Annotated in this window: 14 protein-coding genes and 1 tRNA gene; 12 read left to right on the top strand and 3 right to left on the bottom strand. The window is 47.0% G+C overall.

Annotated features, from left to right (window positions below; all coding sequences use genetic code 11):
• Positions 1-17 precede the first annotated feature (17 nt).
• The 11 genes from FBF61_RS31470 (at position 18) to FBF61_RS31420 (ending at position 10,837) form a co-directional block, all read left to right on the top strand.
• Positions 18-1,628, top strand: coding sequence for a carboxylesterase/lipase family protein (locus tag FBF61_RS31470; RefSeq protein ID WP_138484967.1), 1,611 nt, complete (start codon positions 18-20; stop codon positions 1,626-1,628).
• A 142-nt stretch (positions 1,629-1,770) separates the two neighbouring features.
• Positions 1,771-2,625: an aldo/keto reductase gene (locus tag FBF61_RS31465; protein ID WP_138484966.1), complete on the top strand. Its 855-nt coding sequence runs from the start codon at positions 1,771-1,773 to the stop codon at positions 2,623-2,625.
• Positions 2,626-2,677: 52 nt separating this feature from the next.
• A complete protein-coding gene (locus tag FBF61_RS31460) occupies positions 2,678-3,169 on the top strand; it encodes a nuclear transport factor 2 family protein (protein ID WP_138484965.1) in 492 nt (163 codons plus the stop codon).
• 12 nt (positions 3,170-3,181) lie between these two features.
• Positions 3,182-3,652, top strand: coding sequence for a nuclear transport factor 2 family protein (locus FBF61_RS31455; RefSeq protein ID WP_310590295.1), 471 nt, complete (start codon positions 3,182-3,184; stop codon positions 3,650-3,652).
• Between the two features lie 17 nt (positions 3,653-3,669).
• On the top strand, positions 3,670-4,302 hold the full coding sequence (locus FBF61_RS31450; RefSeq protein WP_138484964.1) for a flavodoxin: 633 nt from the start codon (positions 3,670-3,672) through the stop codon (positions 4,300-4,302).
• A gap of 44 nt (positions 4,303-4,346) precedes the next feature.
• The gene (locus FBF61_RS31445; RefSeq protein WP_138484963.1) at positions 4,347-5,414 is read left to right on the top strand and encodes an alpha/beta hydrolase; all 1,068 of its coding nucleotides are present in this window, start codon (positions 4,347-4,349) and stop codon (positions 5,412-5,414) included.
• A gap of 103 nt (positions 5,415-5,517) precedes the next feature.
• Positions 5,518-6,201: a carboxymuconolactone decarboxylase family protein gene (locus FBF61_RS31440; RefSeq protein ID WP_138484962.1), complete on the top strand. Its 684-nt coding sequence runs from the start codon at positions 5,518-5,520 to the stop codon at positions 6,199-6,201.
• 38 nt (positions 6,202-6,239) lie between these two features.
• Positions 6,240-6,719, top strand: coding sequence for a (2Fe-2S)-binding protein (locus tag FBF61_RS31435; RefSeq protein WP_138484961.1), 480 nt, complete (start codon positions 6,240-6,242; stop codon positions 6,717-6,719).
• Between the two features lie 25 nt (positions 6,720-6,744).
• Positions 6,745-7,386 (top strand): hypothetical protein, encoded by a 642-nt coding sequence (locus FBF61_RS31430; RefSeq protein ID WP_138484960.1) that lies wholly within the window; start codon positions 6,745-6,747, stop codon positions 7,384-7,386.
• Between the two features lie 41 nt (positions 7,387-7,427).
• A complete protein-coding gene (locus tag FBF61_RS31425) occupies positions 7,428-8,441 on the top strand; it encodes an aldo/keto reductase (RefSeq protein WP_138484959.1) in 1,014 nt (337 codons plus the stop codon).
• 143 nt (positions 8,442-8,584) lie between these two features.
• Positions 8,585-10,837, top strand: coding sequence for a xanthine dehydrogenase family protein molybdopterin-binding subunit (locus tag FBF61_RS31420; RefSeq protein ID WP_138484958.1), 2,253 nt, complete (start codon positions 8,585-8,587; stop codon positions 10,835-10,837).
• Positions 10,838-11,034: 197 nt separating this feature from the next.
• On the opposite strand, the gene FBF61_RS31415 is transcribed toward FBF61_RS31420, so the two are convergent.
• Together FBF61_RS31415 and FBF61_RS31410 are read right to left on the bottom strand one after the other, a co-directional pair.
• Positions 11,035-11,107: transfer RNA gene (locus FBF61_RS31415), tRNA-Thr, on the bottom strand.
• A 111-nt stretch (positions 11,108-11,218) separates the two neighbouring features.
• The gene (locus FBF61_RS31410) at positions 11,219-13,123 is read right to left on the bottom strand and encodes a DUF349 domain-containing protein (protein WP_138484957.1); all 1,905 of its coding nucleotides are present in this window, start codon (positions 13,121-13,123) and stop codon (positions 11,219-11,221) included.
• Positions 13,124-13,229: 106 nt separating this feature from the next.
• Between FBF61_RS31410 and pdxH the strand changes: the two genes are divergently transcribed.
• Entirely contained in the window at positions 13,230-13,871 is a 642-nt protein-coding gene (gene pdxH / locus FBF61_RS31405; RefSeq protein WP_138484956.1) for a pyridoxamine 5'-phosphate oxidase, read from the top strand.
• A gap of 76 nt (positions 13,872-13,947) precedes the next feature.
• On the opposite strand, the gene FBF61_RS31400 is transcribed toward pdxH, so the two are convergent.
• Positions 13,948-15,234, bottom strand: a complete 1,287-nt coding sequence (locus FBF61_RS31400) for a citrate synthase (RefSeq protein WP_138484955.1) — start codon at positions 15,232-15,234, stop codon at positions 13,948-13,950.
• Between the last annotated feature and the right edge of the window lie 194 nt (positions 15,235-15,428).

Raw genomic sequence — 15,428 nt, 5'->3', positions numbered from 1 at the left:
GCGGAAATATCCAAAAAATGAGAAACATACTTACAGGTTTAACTTTCATTTTAAGTTTTGGTTTGCAGGCCCAGCAAACATCACCCAACACGGATGCCAGCGCAAGTCCTACGGTGCAGACAAGCGCTGGAACTTTGCGGGGACTCACAGAAGCAGACGCTGATGTCTTTAAAGGAATACCCTATGCGGCAGCACCGGTTGGAGAATTCCGGTGGCGGCCCCCGCAGCCATTCCCGGCGTGGCAAGGGGTAAAGGATGCAACCAAATTTTGCGCAGATTGTGCGCAGGCTGGTTGGCCGCGCCAGGCGGGCAAGATCCGGGAAAATACATCGGAGGATTGTCTGTTTCTAAATATATGGAAGCCTAGTGCAGCCAAGCTGGGAGCCAAACTACCTGTCATGGTATGGATTTACGGAGGCGGGTTTGTGGGCGGTGGGAGTTCCTATCCTGAAACTTTCGGCACTCAGTTTGCCAAACAAGGCGTCATTCTGGTGAATTTCAATTATCGCCTTGGTCGGCTCGGACATTTTGCGTTCCCTGCATTAAGCGCTGAGCATCCCAATGAGCCCAAAGGAAGTTATGCCTATATGGATCAGATCGCGGCGCTTAAATGGGTGCAGCAGAATATTGCCGCATTTGGTGGTGATCCAAAGAATGTGACGATTTTCGGCGAGTCTGCGGGTGGGGTTTCAGTGCATTCACTGCTGACCATTCCATCTGCGAAAGGCCTTTTTCAAAAGGCAATTATCGAGTCGGGCGGCGGCCGTGACGGCGTTTTATCAAGCAGGCCGATCAGTAAAGAAAACGCCGATAAATACTACCCTGTTTCCGCTGAGACAATAGGTGTAAACTTTGCTGCTAAACATGGTATCCAGGGTAAGGATGCAGCAGCCTTGGACAAACTGCGCTCACTTTCTGTAGAAGATATTGTCGATAATGGACAAGAAAGCAATGGCCAGGGCGGGGCGCTGATTTACGCCGGGCCGATCCTGGACGGCAAATTGGTTGTAGAGACATTCGAGCAGGCATATAAGGCAGGCAGGCAGATCCGTGTTCCAATCATCATTGGTTCGAATAGTGCAGAAGTACCGGCTGGCTTTGTGAATGCAAGGTCAAAGGACGAATTGCTCGCACAATTTGAACCTGTACGTAAGGAAATGACTGCTGCCTATGATCCGGATGGTAAAACAGACTTCGCTCAAATGCTTTCGATGGTCAACACCGATAAAGTTTGGGCAGAGCCAGCCCGGTTTACTGCAAGTGCGGTCACAGCCAAAGGTGACAAAGCCTACGTTTATCTTTTCTCCTATGTTGCAGCTGCTATGCAACAGCGGATGCGTTTTGGTGCATCGCATGCTTCCGAAATCGCTTATGTTTTTGACAATCTGATGGAGCGCAACGGAGCTACAATTGCACCAACAGACAAACAGGTTGCTACGATGATGAACACGTATTGGGCCAATTTTGCCAAGACATCAGACCCGAATGGTAAGGGCTTACCAAAGTGGCCGGTTTATTATCCAGGGAAAAACGAAATCATCGAGTTCCGCTCTGACGGCTCAGCTATGGGCGGGCCCGACCCTAAAAAAGCACGGCTAGATGTGATGCAGAAGGCTGCGGAGAAATAGACTGAAAGCGGTTCTGGCATAGCTTTCCTGACTGGGTCTGACCCAATCTTCTACCGGGAATATTGGTAGAGAAAACGGGAATCTATATACCAAACATGCCCCTGGAAAGGCGGAACTTTGCATCATCAAAACAAAGACCACTATGGAAACAGTAAAATTAAATAACGGCGTAGAAATGCCAATTCTGGGGTTCGGGGTTTTTCAAGTGCCGGACCTGGCAGAATGTGAGAGAAGTGTATTGGACGCGATCGATACAGGTTACCGCCTGATTGATACGGCAGCGGCCTACCAGAACGAAGAAGCCGTAGGGAATGCAATAAAGAAAAGTGGCCTTGCCAGGGAAGAGCTCTTTATCACTACAAAGCTCTGGATACAATCCAACGGATACCAGGATACCAAAAAGGCATTTGAAGTATCGCTGAAAAAGTTACAGCTGGACTACCTGGACTTGTATTTGATCCACCAGCCATTCGGCGATGTGTATGGAGCGTGGAGTGCAATGCAGGAACTATATAAGGAGGGTAAAATCAGGGCAATTGGTGTAAGTAACTTCCAACCTGACAGGCTCATTGACCTGATCATCCATAACGAAATAGTGCCGGCAGTCAACCAGATTGAAACGCACCCTTTTCACCAGCAGATCCAGACACAACAGTTCCTGGAAGAAAACAATGTGCAGATCCAGTCCTGGGGGCCATTCGCAGAAGGTAAAAACGGCTTGTTTCAAAATGAGCTCTTAGCCTCGATTGGTCAAAAATATAACAAAACAATCGCGCAGGTAGTCGTCCGTTGGCTCACGCAGCGGGGGGTGATTGCAATTCCCAAATCAGTCCGTAAAGAAAGAATGGCAGAGAACCTGAGCATTTTTGATTTCCAGCTGAGCGCGCAAGATATGGACGCGATCAAATCTCTTGATACCAATGCGAGTAGCTTCTTTGATCACCGTGATCCCAATATGGCGAAATGGCTAGGTGAAAGAAAGCTCGACGACAAATAGCCTACACGAGGCCGAGAAATTAATATTTAACCTCTAAATCAACTTATTACTCATGCAATTGCATTCTCAATCATTTTTCAAATCTATTTTGGCATCTACGTTTTTAGCGCTATGCTCCGTGCTGGCAGGTACTCAATCATCACTGGCACAAGGCGCAGCTGGGCAGGAGCAGCATATCATTGACCTTTCAAAAAAGAAGTGGCAATGGATGGCTGACAAGAACGTGGACGAGCTGGCCAAGCTCTTTGATGACAAAGCAAAATTTGTCCATATGAGCGGCACCTGGAAAAAAGACGAAGAGCTGGAAATCATCAAGACCGGAAGCATCTGGTATAAAAACGCAGACGTCAAAGATGTTGCTGTCGAGATTGTGGGTAACACGGCAATCATTTGGAGCCGGATTATGCTTTCAGCGATGGTAAGGGGCAATGAAGCCAATACAGAGTTTACTGTTACAGAGGTTTATACAAAACAGGCCAGTGACTGGAAACTGTTGGCGCTTACATTCAGCAGCGTGCGCGATACGCATGTCATTAAACATTAAACCTGGGATACAATGAAATCAAACGTAGATAGAACAATCGCCAGAAATTTTACCTGCCTGATGCTTGCAGCGGGCTTGATCCTAGGATCTCAGGTAGCATTCGCGCAAGCTGAAAATAGCGCCGAGCAGAAAATCATTGCACTTTCTAAAACGAAATGGCAATGGATGGCAGACAAGAATGCAGACTCGCTTGCGGCGCTCTTTGATGAAAAGGCTGTCTTTGTTCACATGGGAGGATCATGGGGCAAACAGCAGGAAGTCAATATCATCAAGTCCGGGGGTATTCATTACAAAAAGGCAGATATCCATAAAGTATCTGTTAACATCATTGGATCAACGGCTATCCTTTTAAACAGGATTACACTGTTAGCGGTCGTTGGCGGCCGCGAAGTCACCAACGAGTTTGAAGTGACGGAAGTGTATGTGCAGCAAAAAGAAGGTTGGAAACTGGGATCACTCTCATTTACCAAGGTGGGAGGATAATAAACAGATCAGAAAACATGAAACTAACCGCTCCGTTAGCACACCTGCTGCTGGCTTTTTTGTTTTTGGTTTCGGCTTGCTCTTCTACTCAAACTGAGCGGATCGATGCTGAAACGGGCCCTGATGTGGCAGCTGGCAAGATCCTGATCGTCTATTTATCCCGCACGAAGAATACCAAGGCGGTTGCGGAAATGATCCAGAAGAACGTAGGTGGGAGACTGGTAGCGATTGAGCTGGAAAAGCCCTATCCTGAGAATTACCAGGCAACTGTCGCGCAGGTAGCCAGTGAAAACCAGTCGGGATATCTGCCGCCTTTGAAAACTAAAATTGATAGTATCGCCCAGTACGATGTGGTCTTTGTTGGCTTCCCAACCTGGGGGATGCAGCTCCCACCGCCGATGCAAAGTTTTTTAAAACAATACGATTTGAGCGGTAAGACCATCATTCCCTTCAATACGAACGGTGGCTACGGCATTGGCAGCACGTTCGAAACAGTCAGGCAGCTATGCCCGAACAGTAAAATACTGGAAGGTTATTCGACCCGGGGCGGTCTTGAAAGGGACGGGCAGCTGCTGATGATCAAGGATGAGAAAGCACGCCAGACCCAGGATGAGATCAAGCAATGGCTCGAAAAGCTTAAAATAATTTAATGCGAACAATTTGATTCAAGCGTCGCAGATTAAATGCAATAGATATGAGAAATAAAGCAATACTAAGCCTTGTATGTGTGGTATGCTCCATAGTTAGCTTGCAAGGCCAGGCACAGAAAACTAAAAGTCAGAAACCTTTAATCATCCAGGAGCAGGGCGCTTTTTCTGCTGGTGGCAGTGTAACCAAAAGTGAAGGCACGTTCGACGCGCTCAAACCCTGGAATGTAGCGCAGGGCGGACAAACCCGCCACGGGGACCATGCCGATGTGTTTTACCAGATCCCGCCAAAGGCAAAGCGACTTTCTATGGTTTTCCTGCATGGCTACGGGCAGTCGCGCCGCAGCTGGCAAACCACGGCCGATGGAAGGGAAGGCTTTGCCAATATCTTTCTAAGAAAAGGCTACGGTGTTTATCTGGTAGACCAACCCGGGCGTGGCCACGCAGGGCAAACTTCAAAACCGGGGCAGATCACGGCCATACCAGATGACCAGACTTGGTTCACCCAGTTCCGGATCGGCTTGTATCCAGATTTTAATGAGGGTGTCCAGTTCCCCAAAGACAGCGTATCGCTCAATAATTTTTTCCGGATGATGACGCCCAACACGGGCAGTGTCGATGAAGCAACGATTGTAAATGCTATGTCGGCAGTGATGGATAAATCTGGCGACGGGATCTTGTTTACCCATTCGGCCGGTGGTTCGCCGGGATGGAAGACTGCTGTTAAAAACCAGCATGTTAAAGCCGTTGTGGCCTATGAGCCGGGCGGGTTTACTTTTCCCGAAGGCCAGGAACCCGAAGGCAACCGTGGCGGTAAAGGAGTGCCGCTTGATGAGTTCAAGAAACTGACCAGGATACCCATCGTGGTTTATTTTGGTGATTTCATCCCAAAAGACGAAACGAAAGCAGCTTCACTTAATTTTTGGAGAAATGTCTTGGCTACGGCGCGCCAGTGGGCAAAAGTGGTAAACAGCCACGGGGGCGATGCTACTATTGTCCATTTGCCAGAGATAGGTATTAAAGGCAATACCCATTTTCTGATGTCGGATTTAAACAGTGAGCAAGTTGCAGGCGTGTTGGAGAAATGGTTAAAAGAAAAAGGCTTGGACAAGTAATCAGCAGACTATGGATTTAAGCAAAATTAAATTGAGAACGAGCAGGTTAAAATCATCTGCCATAATAACGGTGTTAGCGGTAATTTTGGTGGCTACTAGCGGCATGAATGCACAGAAAGTGACCAGCTCCAAAGAAGGGTTAGATTCAAAAGAGAAAAGTATCATTATTATTTCTTCCCTGACAGCACAAGGTGAGATCCCAAAGCTAAAAAAACAGCTTGAAGGGGGCCTTGATGCAGGTTTGAGTGTCAATGAGATTAAGGAAGTCCTGGTACATACCTATGCCTATTGTGGCTTTCCACGGAGCATTCGAGGCCTGCAAACATTCATGCAGGTCATTGAAGAAAGGAAAGCCAGGGGCATTAATGATAATATGGGAAAAGAAGCATCGCCTGCTGCTGCTGATAGCAACAAATATGAGCGCGGCAAAAAAATATTAGGAGAGCTGACGGGCACGCCGCAGCCCGAGCAGCCTTCGGGCTATGGGGCATTTGCGCCGGCCATAGACACATTCTTAAAGGAACATTTGTTTGCAGACATCTTTGAAAGAGATGTGCTGACCTACGGCCAAAGGGAACTGGTGACCATTTCGGTAATCAGCGCTATTGGCCAGGCAGAGCCGATGCTCAAAAGCCATTTGAACATTTCACTACGTACAGGTTGGTCGCCTGCCCAGTTAAAAGAGTTTGTCACGGTCATTGCCCCAACAATTGGCAAGCAGAAAACCACAGCGGCAAATACAGTTTTAAACGAAATATTAAGCAGCAATAAATCCGACGAAAGATAAAAAGTATCATCTCACCATCAATGTAAACACTATTCACCATGGCCAAAATCACATTAAACATCAACAAAAAGGATTACCCTTTGGAAGCTGATCCGCAAATGCCGCTCTTGTGGGCGATCCGCGATCTGGCTGATCTGAAAGGGACTAAGTATGGTTGTGGGGTCGCGCAGTGCGGGGCTTGTGTGGTGCATTTAGACGGCGAAGCAGTACGCTCTTGTGTGACCAAGGTCAGCCGGGCTGCTGGAAAAAAGGTGGTAACGATCGAGGGGTTGTCTGAAACAAATTCACACCCTGTCCAGAAAGCCTGGCAGGAAATTGACGTGCCGCAATGCGGTTATTGCCATTCCGGGCAGATTATGTCGGCTGCGGTGCTGCTGCGCGAAAAGCCTAATCCGACCGACCAGGATATTGATGATGCGATGGCGGGTAATATTTGCCGCTGTGGCACCTACCTGCGGATTCGCGAGGCAATCCACATGGCTGCCGAGATGCAGAAAAAAACAGGTACGAAGGGTTAACACCGTCCATTTTCAAACTCACCTTATGAAGCAAAAATCAGAAAATGGAATGAAACTATTTGTTCCAAAAAAGGCCGCTACCGTGCTGTCAATATTCATTTTTATCATCGCCGTCGGGGCATCTGCATTCCGAAATGATGCGCCGGTAAAACAGATTACATTCAGTACCATTAACCGTGATAGCGTAGCGTCGGTGCAAGCTTTTGAAACTGTTTACAAAACGCTGATGAGCCCGCGCTGTATGAACTGCCATCCGGCTGGTGATGTGCCATTGCAAGGTGATGACAGCCATTTGCATGCGATGGGACCCAAACGTGGCTTGGATGGCAAGGGCGTCTATGCCATGAAATGTTCTAATTGCCATCAGGAAACCAACATAGCTGGCCTTCATATGCCGCCCGGCAACCCTGAATGGCATTTGCCGCCTGCTGCCATGAAAATGGTTTTTCAAGGAAAAAGTGCGCATGAGCTAGCTAAACAGCTGGTTGACAAGAAGCAAAATGGGAACAAGGATATCAAAAAGCTGATCGAGCACGCCGATGATGGGCTTGTGCTGGCAGGCTGGGATCCGGGAGAAGGAAGGACATTGCCACCGGTAACGCATGCGGAATTCAAAAAAGCCTGGATTACCTGGCTTCAAAGTGGTGCTTACGCCCCCAAGAAGTAAGGCTTTCAATTAAGGATCATCAACGACAAAGTAAGAACACAATGGAAAAAAGACAATTAGGAAAAAGCGGGCTTGAAGTATCAGCACTTGGCCTGGGTTGCATGGGATTGAGCTTTGGCTACGGCCCGGCGACAGATAAAAATGATGCCATTGCACTAATTAGGGCTGCATTCGAGCGCGGTGTGACTTTCTTTGACACTGCCGAAGCTTACGGGCCATTTACCAATGAAGAGCTGCTGCGCGAAGCACTTGAACCTTTTCGGGATCAAGTAGTGATTGCGACAAAATTTGGTTTTGAAGGTGGCGACTCGAAAGGCGGGCTTAACAGCAAGCCTGAAAATATACGTGCATTTGTTGAAGCATCACTCAAACGCCTTAGAACAGATCGCATCGATTTGCTATATCAACACCGGGTCGATCCACAGGTGCCAATAGAAGATGTGGCCGGAGCAGTAAAAGAGTTGATCCAGGCTGGAAAAGTCAAACATTTCGGACTTTCAGAAGCAGGCGCGCAAACGATTCGCCGGGCGCATGCGGTTCAACCAGTCGCTGCGTTGCAAAGTGAATATTCATTATGGTGGCGAGAGCCAGAAAATGAGATTATCCCCACTCTTGAAGAGTTGGGGATCGGTTTTGTTCCATTCAGCCCGTTAGGCAAAGGGTTTTTGACTGGGAAGATCGACGAGAACACAAACTTTGACAAAAACGATTTCAGAAATATCGTACCCCGCTTCACCATAGAAGCACGTAAGGCAAACCAGGAAATGGTGGAATTGCTTAATCGTATTGCGCAGCAAAAAGGTGGAACAGGAATGCCTGACACAGGAATGCCTGCCACCCCGGCGCAAATTGCATTGGCCTGGTTGCTCGTGCAAAAGCCCTGGATTGTACCTATTCCAGGAACAACGAAGCTGCACAGGTTGGAAGAGAACTTAGGCGGGGCAGCTGTTCAACTTAGCGAGCAGGACCTGGCTGAAATTGAAAGTGCAGCGTCGAAAATTAAAATTGAAGGGGCGCGATATCCCGAAGCGTTGCAGAACCGGGTTGGCAAATAGCCCGTGGACGCTGCTTTATTTGCTATTGCTGATGAAAGTCTGTCCTTACAGGATTAGCCCGAAAAGATAGAAATACATGCACTTGGCCAGTTAGAGATTGAAGCAAAAAAGATTCTTAGTTAACTATTTAAAGATATCCGAACATGGACAAAGATAAAACAGCCTTGAACAGACGCTCTTTCCTAAAAGCTTCAATCCTGTCTGGTGGCGGAATGATGCTTACCGTGAGCTGGTTATCCAGCTTCAAATCTGCTGATGAGACCCAGGCGCTGGGCTTGCCTGAGCAGTGGGCAACCCTGAATGGTTACATTCATATCTTACCTGATAACAAGGTGAAGCTCATTTGTCCCAACCCTGAATTTGGTCAGAATGTAATGACTTCCCTGCCGATGATGCTGGCCGAAGAACTGGATGTGGATTGGAAAAACGTGAGCGTCGAAATGGGGCCACACGATCCGGCCAAACTCGGGGCACAGTTTACAGGCGGAAGCAATTCTGTGCGCATGTACTGGAAACCCCTTCGTGAGGCCGGGGCAGCTGCCAGGCAGATGCTGCGAGAAGCTGCCGGCCAAACCTGGAATGTGCCAGCCAGCGAAGTGAGCACCAAGGCAGGTGTCTTGTCGCATTCGAGCGGGAAATCGGCCAAGTATGGAGATATGGCCAGCAAAGCAGCCAGCGTGCCTGTACCAAAAGATTTGAAGCTGAAAGCACCAAAGGATTTTACCATTGTCAGCAAGTCCAAAAAGAACGTAGAAATAACGAAGATCACTTCCGGCCAGCCGCTTTTTGGGTTGGATTATAGTGTTGACGGAATGCTGATCGCCATGATCCAGCACCCGCCTGCTTTTGGAATGAAGCTGAAATCTTTCGATGCCGCCGAAACATTGAAAATGCCGGGTATTAAAGATGTTTTCACGCTGAAATTATACGGGGACGATTTTGAACAAGGAGGTTTTGATACGCGCACATTTAATGACCTGCTGGTTATTGTCGGAAGTAGCACCTGGGAAGTGATCAGTGCGCGTAAAAAGCTGGTCGCCAACTGGGAAGCAGCTGGTGATGTGAAAGACACAATGGGTGGAAGGGGCGGAAAAAGGGAAGTTACCGTTCCGGGAGCCCTTGAAAGTACAACTACGCAAATGCAGCAAATGCAGGAATATGCTGCCAAGCCGGCCCAGGAATTGAGACGAGATGGTGATCCGGAAGCTGCTTTCAAGAATGCAGCCCAGGTGATCGAGCGTACATACAACGGGCCCTTTTTAGCCCATAATTGTATGGAGCCAATGAATTTCTTTGCCCATGTGACAGATGAAAAGGCGTTGGTAGCGGGGCCCTTGCAAGCCCCAGGTTGGTCTGAGCCTACACTTGCAAAGCTACTGAACCTGCCTGCCGACAAGATTGAGATCCAAATGACGCGCATGGGCGGCGGCTTCGGACGCCGGGCTTACGGGCATTATCTCTACGAAGCTGCGCTGATTTCCAAGAAAGTCAAAGCACCGGTGAAGCTCATGTACACAAGGGAGGACGACATGACCTACGGTATTTACCGCCCGATGTACACAGCCACTTACCGCGCTGCTTTGGACGGCAATAAAAACCTGATTGCTTTTCATGTGAAAGGAGGCGGCATTCCCGAGCATCCAATACATGCAAACCGTTTTCCGGCCGGGGCTGTTGACAACTACCTGGCCGAAGGCTGGCAGATCGCCTCAAACATTACCATAGGTGCTTTCCGGGCTCCCCGGTCCAATTTCAACGCAGCTGCCGAACAATCGTTTCTAGATGAAGTAGCAGAAGCAGCTGGCAAAGATCCGATCGCATTCAGGCTGGAACTTTTGAAAAGGGCAAAGGAAAAGCCGGTAGGCAAAAACAACGAATATGATGCAGACCGTTACGCAGGTGTACTGGAACTGGTGCGTGATAAATCAAATTGGAATAAGCCGGGAAATGAAAAATACAACCGTGGGGTAGCCGCTTATTTTTGTCACAATTCTTATGCGGCGCATGTGGTGGATATGGTAACGCGCGATGGTCAGCCTTATGTCGAGCGCGTGTTCAGTGCAATGGACTGCGGGATTGTCATTAATCCTGATGCAGCCACCAACATGGTGCAAGGAGCGGTCGTGGATGGGATCGGTAACGCTTTTTATGGCCAGTTGACCCATAAAGACGGTGCCGCCCAGCAAAGCAACTTTCACAATTACCGGATGATCCGGATAAACGAAGTGCCCAAAAGCATTCAAGTCCATTTCGTGCAAAACGAACTGGATCCGACCGGATTGGGGGAACCTCCATTTCCACCGGTCTTTGGGGCCGTGGCGAATGCTTTATATAAGATGAAAGGCAAGCGTTATTATAACCAACCTTTCAAGGACGACACGGAAAAAGTTATTTAAAGCATCAGAAGATATGAGATAATCACTTTGACTCGACCCACAAGCTTATCGCTTCGTGGGTCTTTTCTTTCGTTAATTTAAAATCAGCGCTTTCGTGGATTTCTGATCCGTTCATATTGCACACCCAAATGTTTGCAAATTGTTTGCAAATAAAAAAGCACTTACAAGTTTTACCTTGTAAGTGCTTGATTTTCAAGAGCCCCCAGTCGGGATCGAACCAACGACCTACTGATTACAAGTCAGTTGCTCTACCAGCTGAGCTATGGAGGCCTCTCTTATTTCTGATAGCGTTTCTTATTCCGTTATCATGGTGCAAAAGTAGGCGTAAAGACTATACAGTGCAACTTATTGAGGTATTTTTTTTCAACTTTTTTTAAGTTTTTAGATAGCCTCCTGAATAATAGACAGTTGGTGTTTTAACTCTTCCAGCTGTCCTAGGGCACTATTTATCTTTCTTTCGAATTCTGCTTTCAACCTGTCCGATGTTTTAGACTTGGCAAAAAACTCGATATTATTCTGCCACAAGGCAATATCGTTTTCGAGTTGCGTAATCTTGCGACGGATATCGTTTTCTTTCCGGAAAAGGCCGCGGCTATTCTCTCCGTCCCGCACCAGTTCAACTTCACTTTCCAATACCGCCTGCTCTTTCTCTTTGCTGGTCAGCTGGCCGATTGCGCTAACGTATGTATTAATCGCAGCAATGTACCGTTTTTGTACCGCCTGCATGTCCTTTTTCGGTACAAAGCCGATGGATGACCACTCGCTCTTGAATGCGCTCAGCAAATTCAGAGAAGACTCGTCTTTGTCGGTCGCAGCAGTCTCGATGCGTTCGATAAGATCCAGCTTATTTTTAAGGTTGGTCTCGAACTCCACTTCAACTTCCTTGTTCTTCGCGCGTTTCTGATCAAAATACGCGTCGCAGGCTTTTTTGAACCGGTCATAAATGGTGTCCTTATATTTTTCGGGAACCTGGCCAACGCCTTTCCATTTTTTCTGCAGTTCAATTACTTTCTGAGTAGTAGAAGGATTGTCTTCACCTGTCGCCAAAATCGTTTCTGCTTCTACACAAAGCTGGTTTTTCAATTCGAGGTTTTGCTCTCTCTTCGATTCCAGCTGGCGGAAAAATTCACCTTTATTATTGAAGAAGGTTTTGAGCGCCGCCCAGAATTTCTTGCTCAGCTCTTTCCCCTCCTCTCTTGGCATAATACCTTTCAAGGCTACCCATTGGTCTTGAAAAGCCATGATTTCCTTCGTCTTCGCATTCCACTCCTTGATACTTCCGGAATTGTAGGACGTGAACGGAACAATCGCTTCGTAAATCTGCTGCTTCTGTTCGTAGTTCTCCTGCATGGATTTCTTCTGATCGGCAAACTGGCCGCGCTGCGCATCATATAATACATCTAACGCTTCTTTAAAGCGCTGCCACAATTTTTCCTGCTCCTCTTTGGGTGCAGGGCCCAAATGTTTGTAATCCTCAAAAATATGATTGGCTTCATTCAGGATTTCCCTGGTCATCGGACGGCTCTCCAGTGATTTGCCCAGCTCCTCTACCTTTTCGCACAATTCCGCTTTCAGCTCAGCATTACGGCGCCTGTCGAGTTCTTTTAATTCAAAATAAATATTACGGTTGCTGAAATAACGGTCGATCAGTGCATTGTAGGTAGCCCAAAGTGTGCCGTTATGAGGCGAAGCAATATTTCCCGCGAGTTTCCACTCATCCTGGATCTTCTTAAACTCTTCCCAGCTGGACTTAAGACCAGATGCGTCCGTCTCGCGGCTTCCTTCGTCGTCCAGTAAAGTACGGAGACGCTGCAAAAGAGCCGTTTTAACGTTAAAATTCTTTTCTTTTTCTTTCTCCTGACCCTGATAGTAGGAGTTCTTTAAGCCTCTTATTTCGCGGCTCAGTGAATCTATTTTCTGAGTTTCGGCATCATACTTGTATTCGAAACCGTCTTCTCCGCCGGTTTCAGCAATAAAAGTAGTCAGGGCTGATTCCCTTTCTTTTAATTTGATCTGATCCAGAACAGGCCGGATTTCTTTGACCAGCGACTCTGCCTTTTTCAGCAAAGCGGGTTTAGATCCGTCACTTTGAATTACGGAAAGTTCGTTTTCCAGCAATTTCACCAGTTGCTCCTTGGATAATTGGCTATAATCAACGTCTGGCGTTTCCTCCTCATGCTCCTCCGTCAACTCATTGTTAAGATCAATTTCAAGGGTATCAATTGTTTTTTGTGTCAGGTCTTCCTGCTCTTCGCTTTTGACCCCTTCTTGTTGTTCTTGTGCCATCGTAATTCCAGTTTCGTACGTACGTCTCTTGTAGATTACAAATCTAATAATCTTTCCTCTGAAATGGCTACTTTTGGCCCTTTAACATGAACATATTCCAAAAACAATGGATCATAACATTGGAAAAATTCGCCACGATTATACTTTAAAGGGACTTTCAAAAAAAGATCTGGATCCTGATCCGCTCAGGCAGTTCAGAATATGGTTTAATGAAGCGGTAAATAGCGGTATTACAGAGCCTAACGCAATGCTTTTAAGTACTGTCAGCAATGGCCGGCCTTCGTCCAGGATTGTACTGCTTAAAGATCTTGATGACACAGGATTTATGTTCTTTACGAATTATAAAAGCAAGAAGGGTGAGGAAATGGCAGGTAATCCTCAGGTATCACTTACCTTCTTCTGGAAGGAATTTGAAAGACAGGTAAGAATTGAAGGGAAAGTTGAGAAAACTTCCCTTCAGGAATCGGACGAATATTTCGCTTCCAGGCCACGCGGAAGTCAGATCGGGGCCTGGGTTTCCAGCCAGAGTTCAGTCATAGAAAACAGGAACGTGCTGGAAAAACTGACGCAGGAACAGGAGTCGCGTTTCGCCGGTGGCGAAGTGCCCCGTCCGCCTTACTGGGGAGGTTACCGGGTGGTTCCCGACTATATAGAGTTCTGGCAAGGCAGGCCAAGTCGGCTGCATGACCGGCTCACCTATCATAAAAATGCAGAAGGGCTTTGGTCTGTCGAAAGACTGGCACCTTAATAAAACGTTTTGCGCTGTTAACACAAAAAATGCCGCCAGTTAGTAACTGACGGCATTTTTTAAATTCCAGTGATCTTTATTTTCTCTCGCTCATCGGAACAAATTCTCTTTTCGGCGCACCTACATATACCTGGCGCGGACGACCGATCGGCTCTTTGTTTGTACGCATTTCTTTCCACTGCGCAATCCATCCCGGCAGACGGCCGATCGCAAACATGACTGTAAACATATTGGTCGGAATACCAAGCGCACGATAAATGATACCCGAGTAAAAGTCCACGTTTGGGTATAGTTTCCGTGACACGAAATATTCATCTTCAAGGGCAGCCTTTTCCAATTTCTGGGCAATTTCCAGAACCGGGTCGTTGATGCCCAATTTGTTGAGAACATCGTCTGCCGCCTTTTTAATGATGCGGGCGCGTGGGTCGAAATTCTTATAAACACGGTGACCAAAACCAAACAGGCGGAACCCGCTGGATTTATCCTTCGCCATATCAATATATTTCTGAGTATCTCCGCCGTCGTTTTTGATAGCTTCAAGCATTTCAATCACCTCCTGGTTTGCACCACCGTGAAGGGGGCCCCAAAGTGCACTGATACCGGAAGAGATGGATGAGTAGATATTTGCATGTGAAGAGCCTACCAGCCTTACTGTCGATGTAGAGCAGTTTTGCTCATGGTCGGCGTGCAGGATCAATAGTTTGTTCAAGGCCGCTGACACAACCGGATCAACTTTGTACTGGGCTACCGGAAGCGAAAACATCATATTCAGAAAATTGGAGCAATAGTCCAGATCGTTCTGCGGATAATTTACAGGATGCCCCTGCGATTTTTTATATGACCATGTAGCGATCGTCGGCAGCTTGGAAAGCAGGCGGATGATATGCAATTCCGTTATTTCTTCAGTATTCTGATCAAATGTTTCAGGGTAGAAAGCACTCATAGCGCTCACCAGCGAAGAAAGCACGCCCATCGGGTGTGCATTTACAGGAAAGCCTTCGAAGATTTTGCGCATATCTTCGTTTACGAGCGTATGCGTCCTTATTTCATGTTCAAACTCAGCGAACTGTTTTTCGGTAGGCAGTTCACCATATATCAACAGATAAGCAACTTCCAGAAATGATGATTTTTCAGCCAGATCCTCAATCGAATAACCTCTGTAATTCAGTATACCTTCTTCTCCATCCAAAAAAGTTATGGCGCTTTTTGTAGCACCTGTATTTTTGTAACCTGCATCAATCGTAATGTACCCGCTCTGGTCACGTAACTTCGCAATATCAATCGCTTTTTCATGTTCACTTCCTTCTATAACAGGGAACTCGTACTTCTTACCTTCAAGGGTTAATTCAGCTATTTGGGACATATAAATGAGAATAAATTTAAAAAGGTTAATGACTTGATAAAGCAAACCAGGCCAACTCAATCCAAAGTTTTTTGTGGTTACGGATTTACTTATCCAATAAATTAATTTTGTGTTAATCCATGCCAGGACTAACCATTTCCCGGCGAAACACAAGCCGCAATATCCTAAAAAACTGCGTAAATTCTATTATTATC

The sequence above is a fragment of the Dyadobacter bucti genome, from assembly GCF_005869225.1.
In the GTDB taxonomy this organism is placed as follows: Bacteria; Bacteroidota; Bacteroidia; order Cytophagales; family Spirosomataceae; genus Dyadobacter; species Dyadobacter bucti.
The sequence above is the reverse complement of the archived record's forward strand: the minus strand, read 5'-3'. Positions and strand labels throughout refer to the sequence as shown.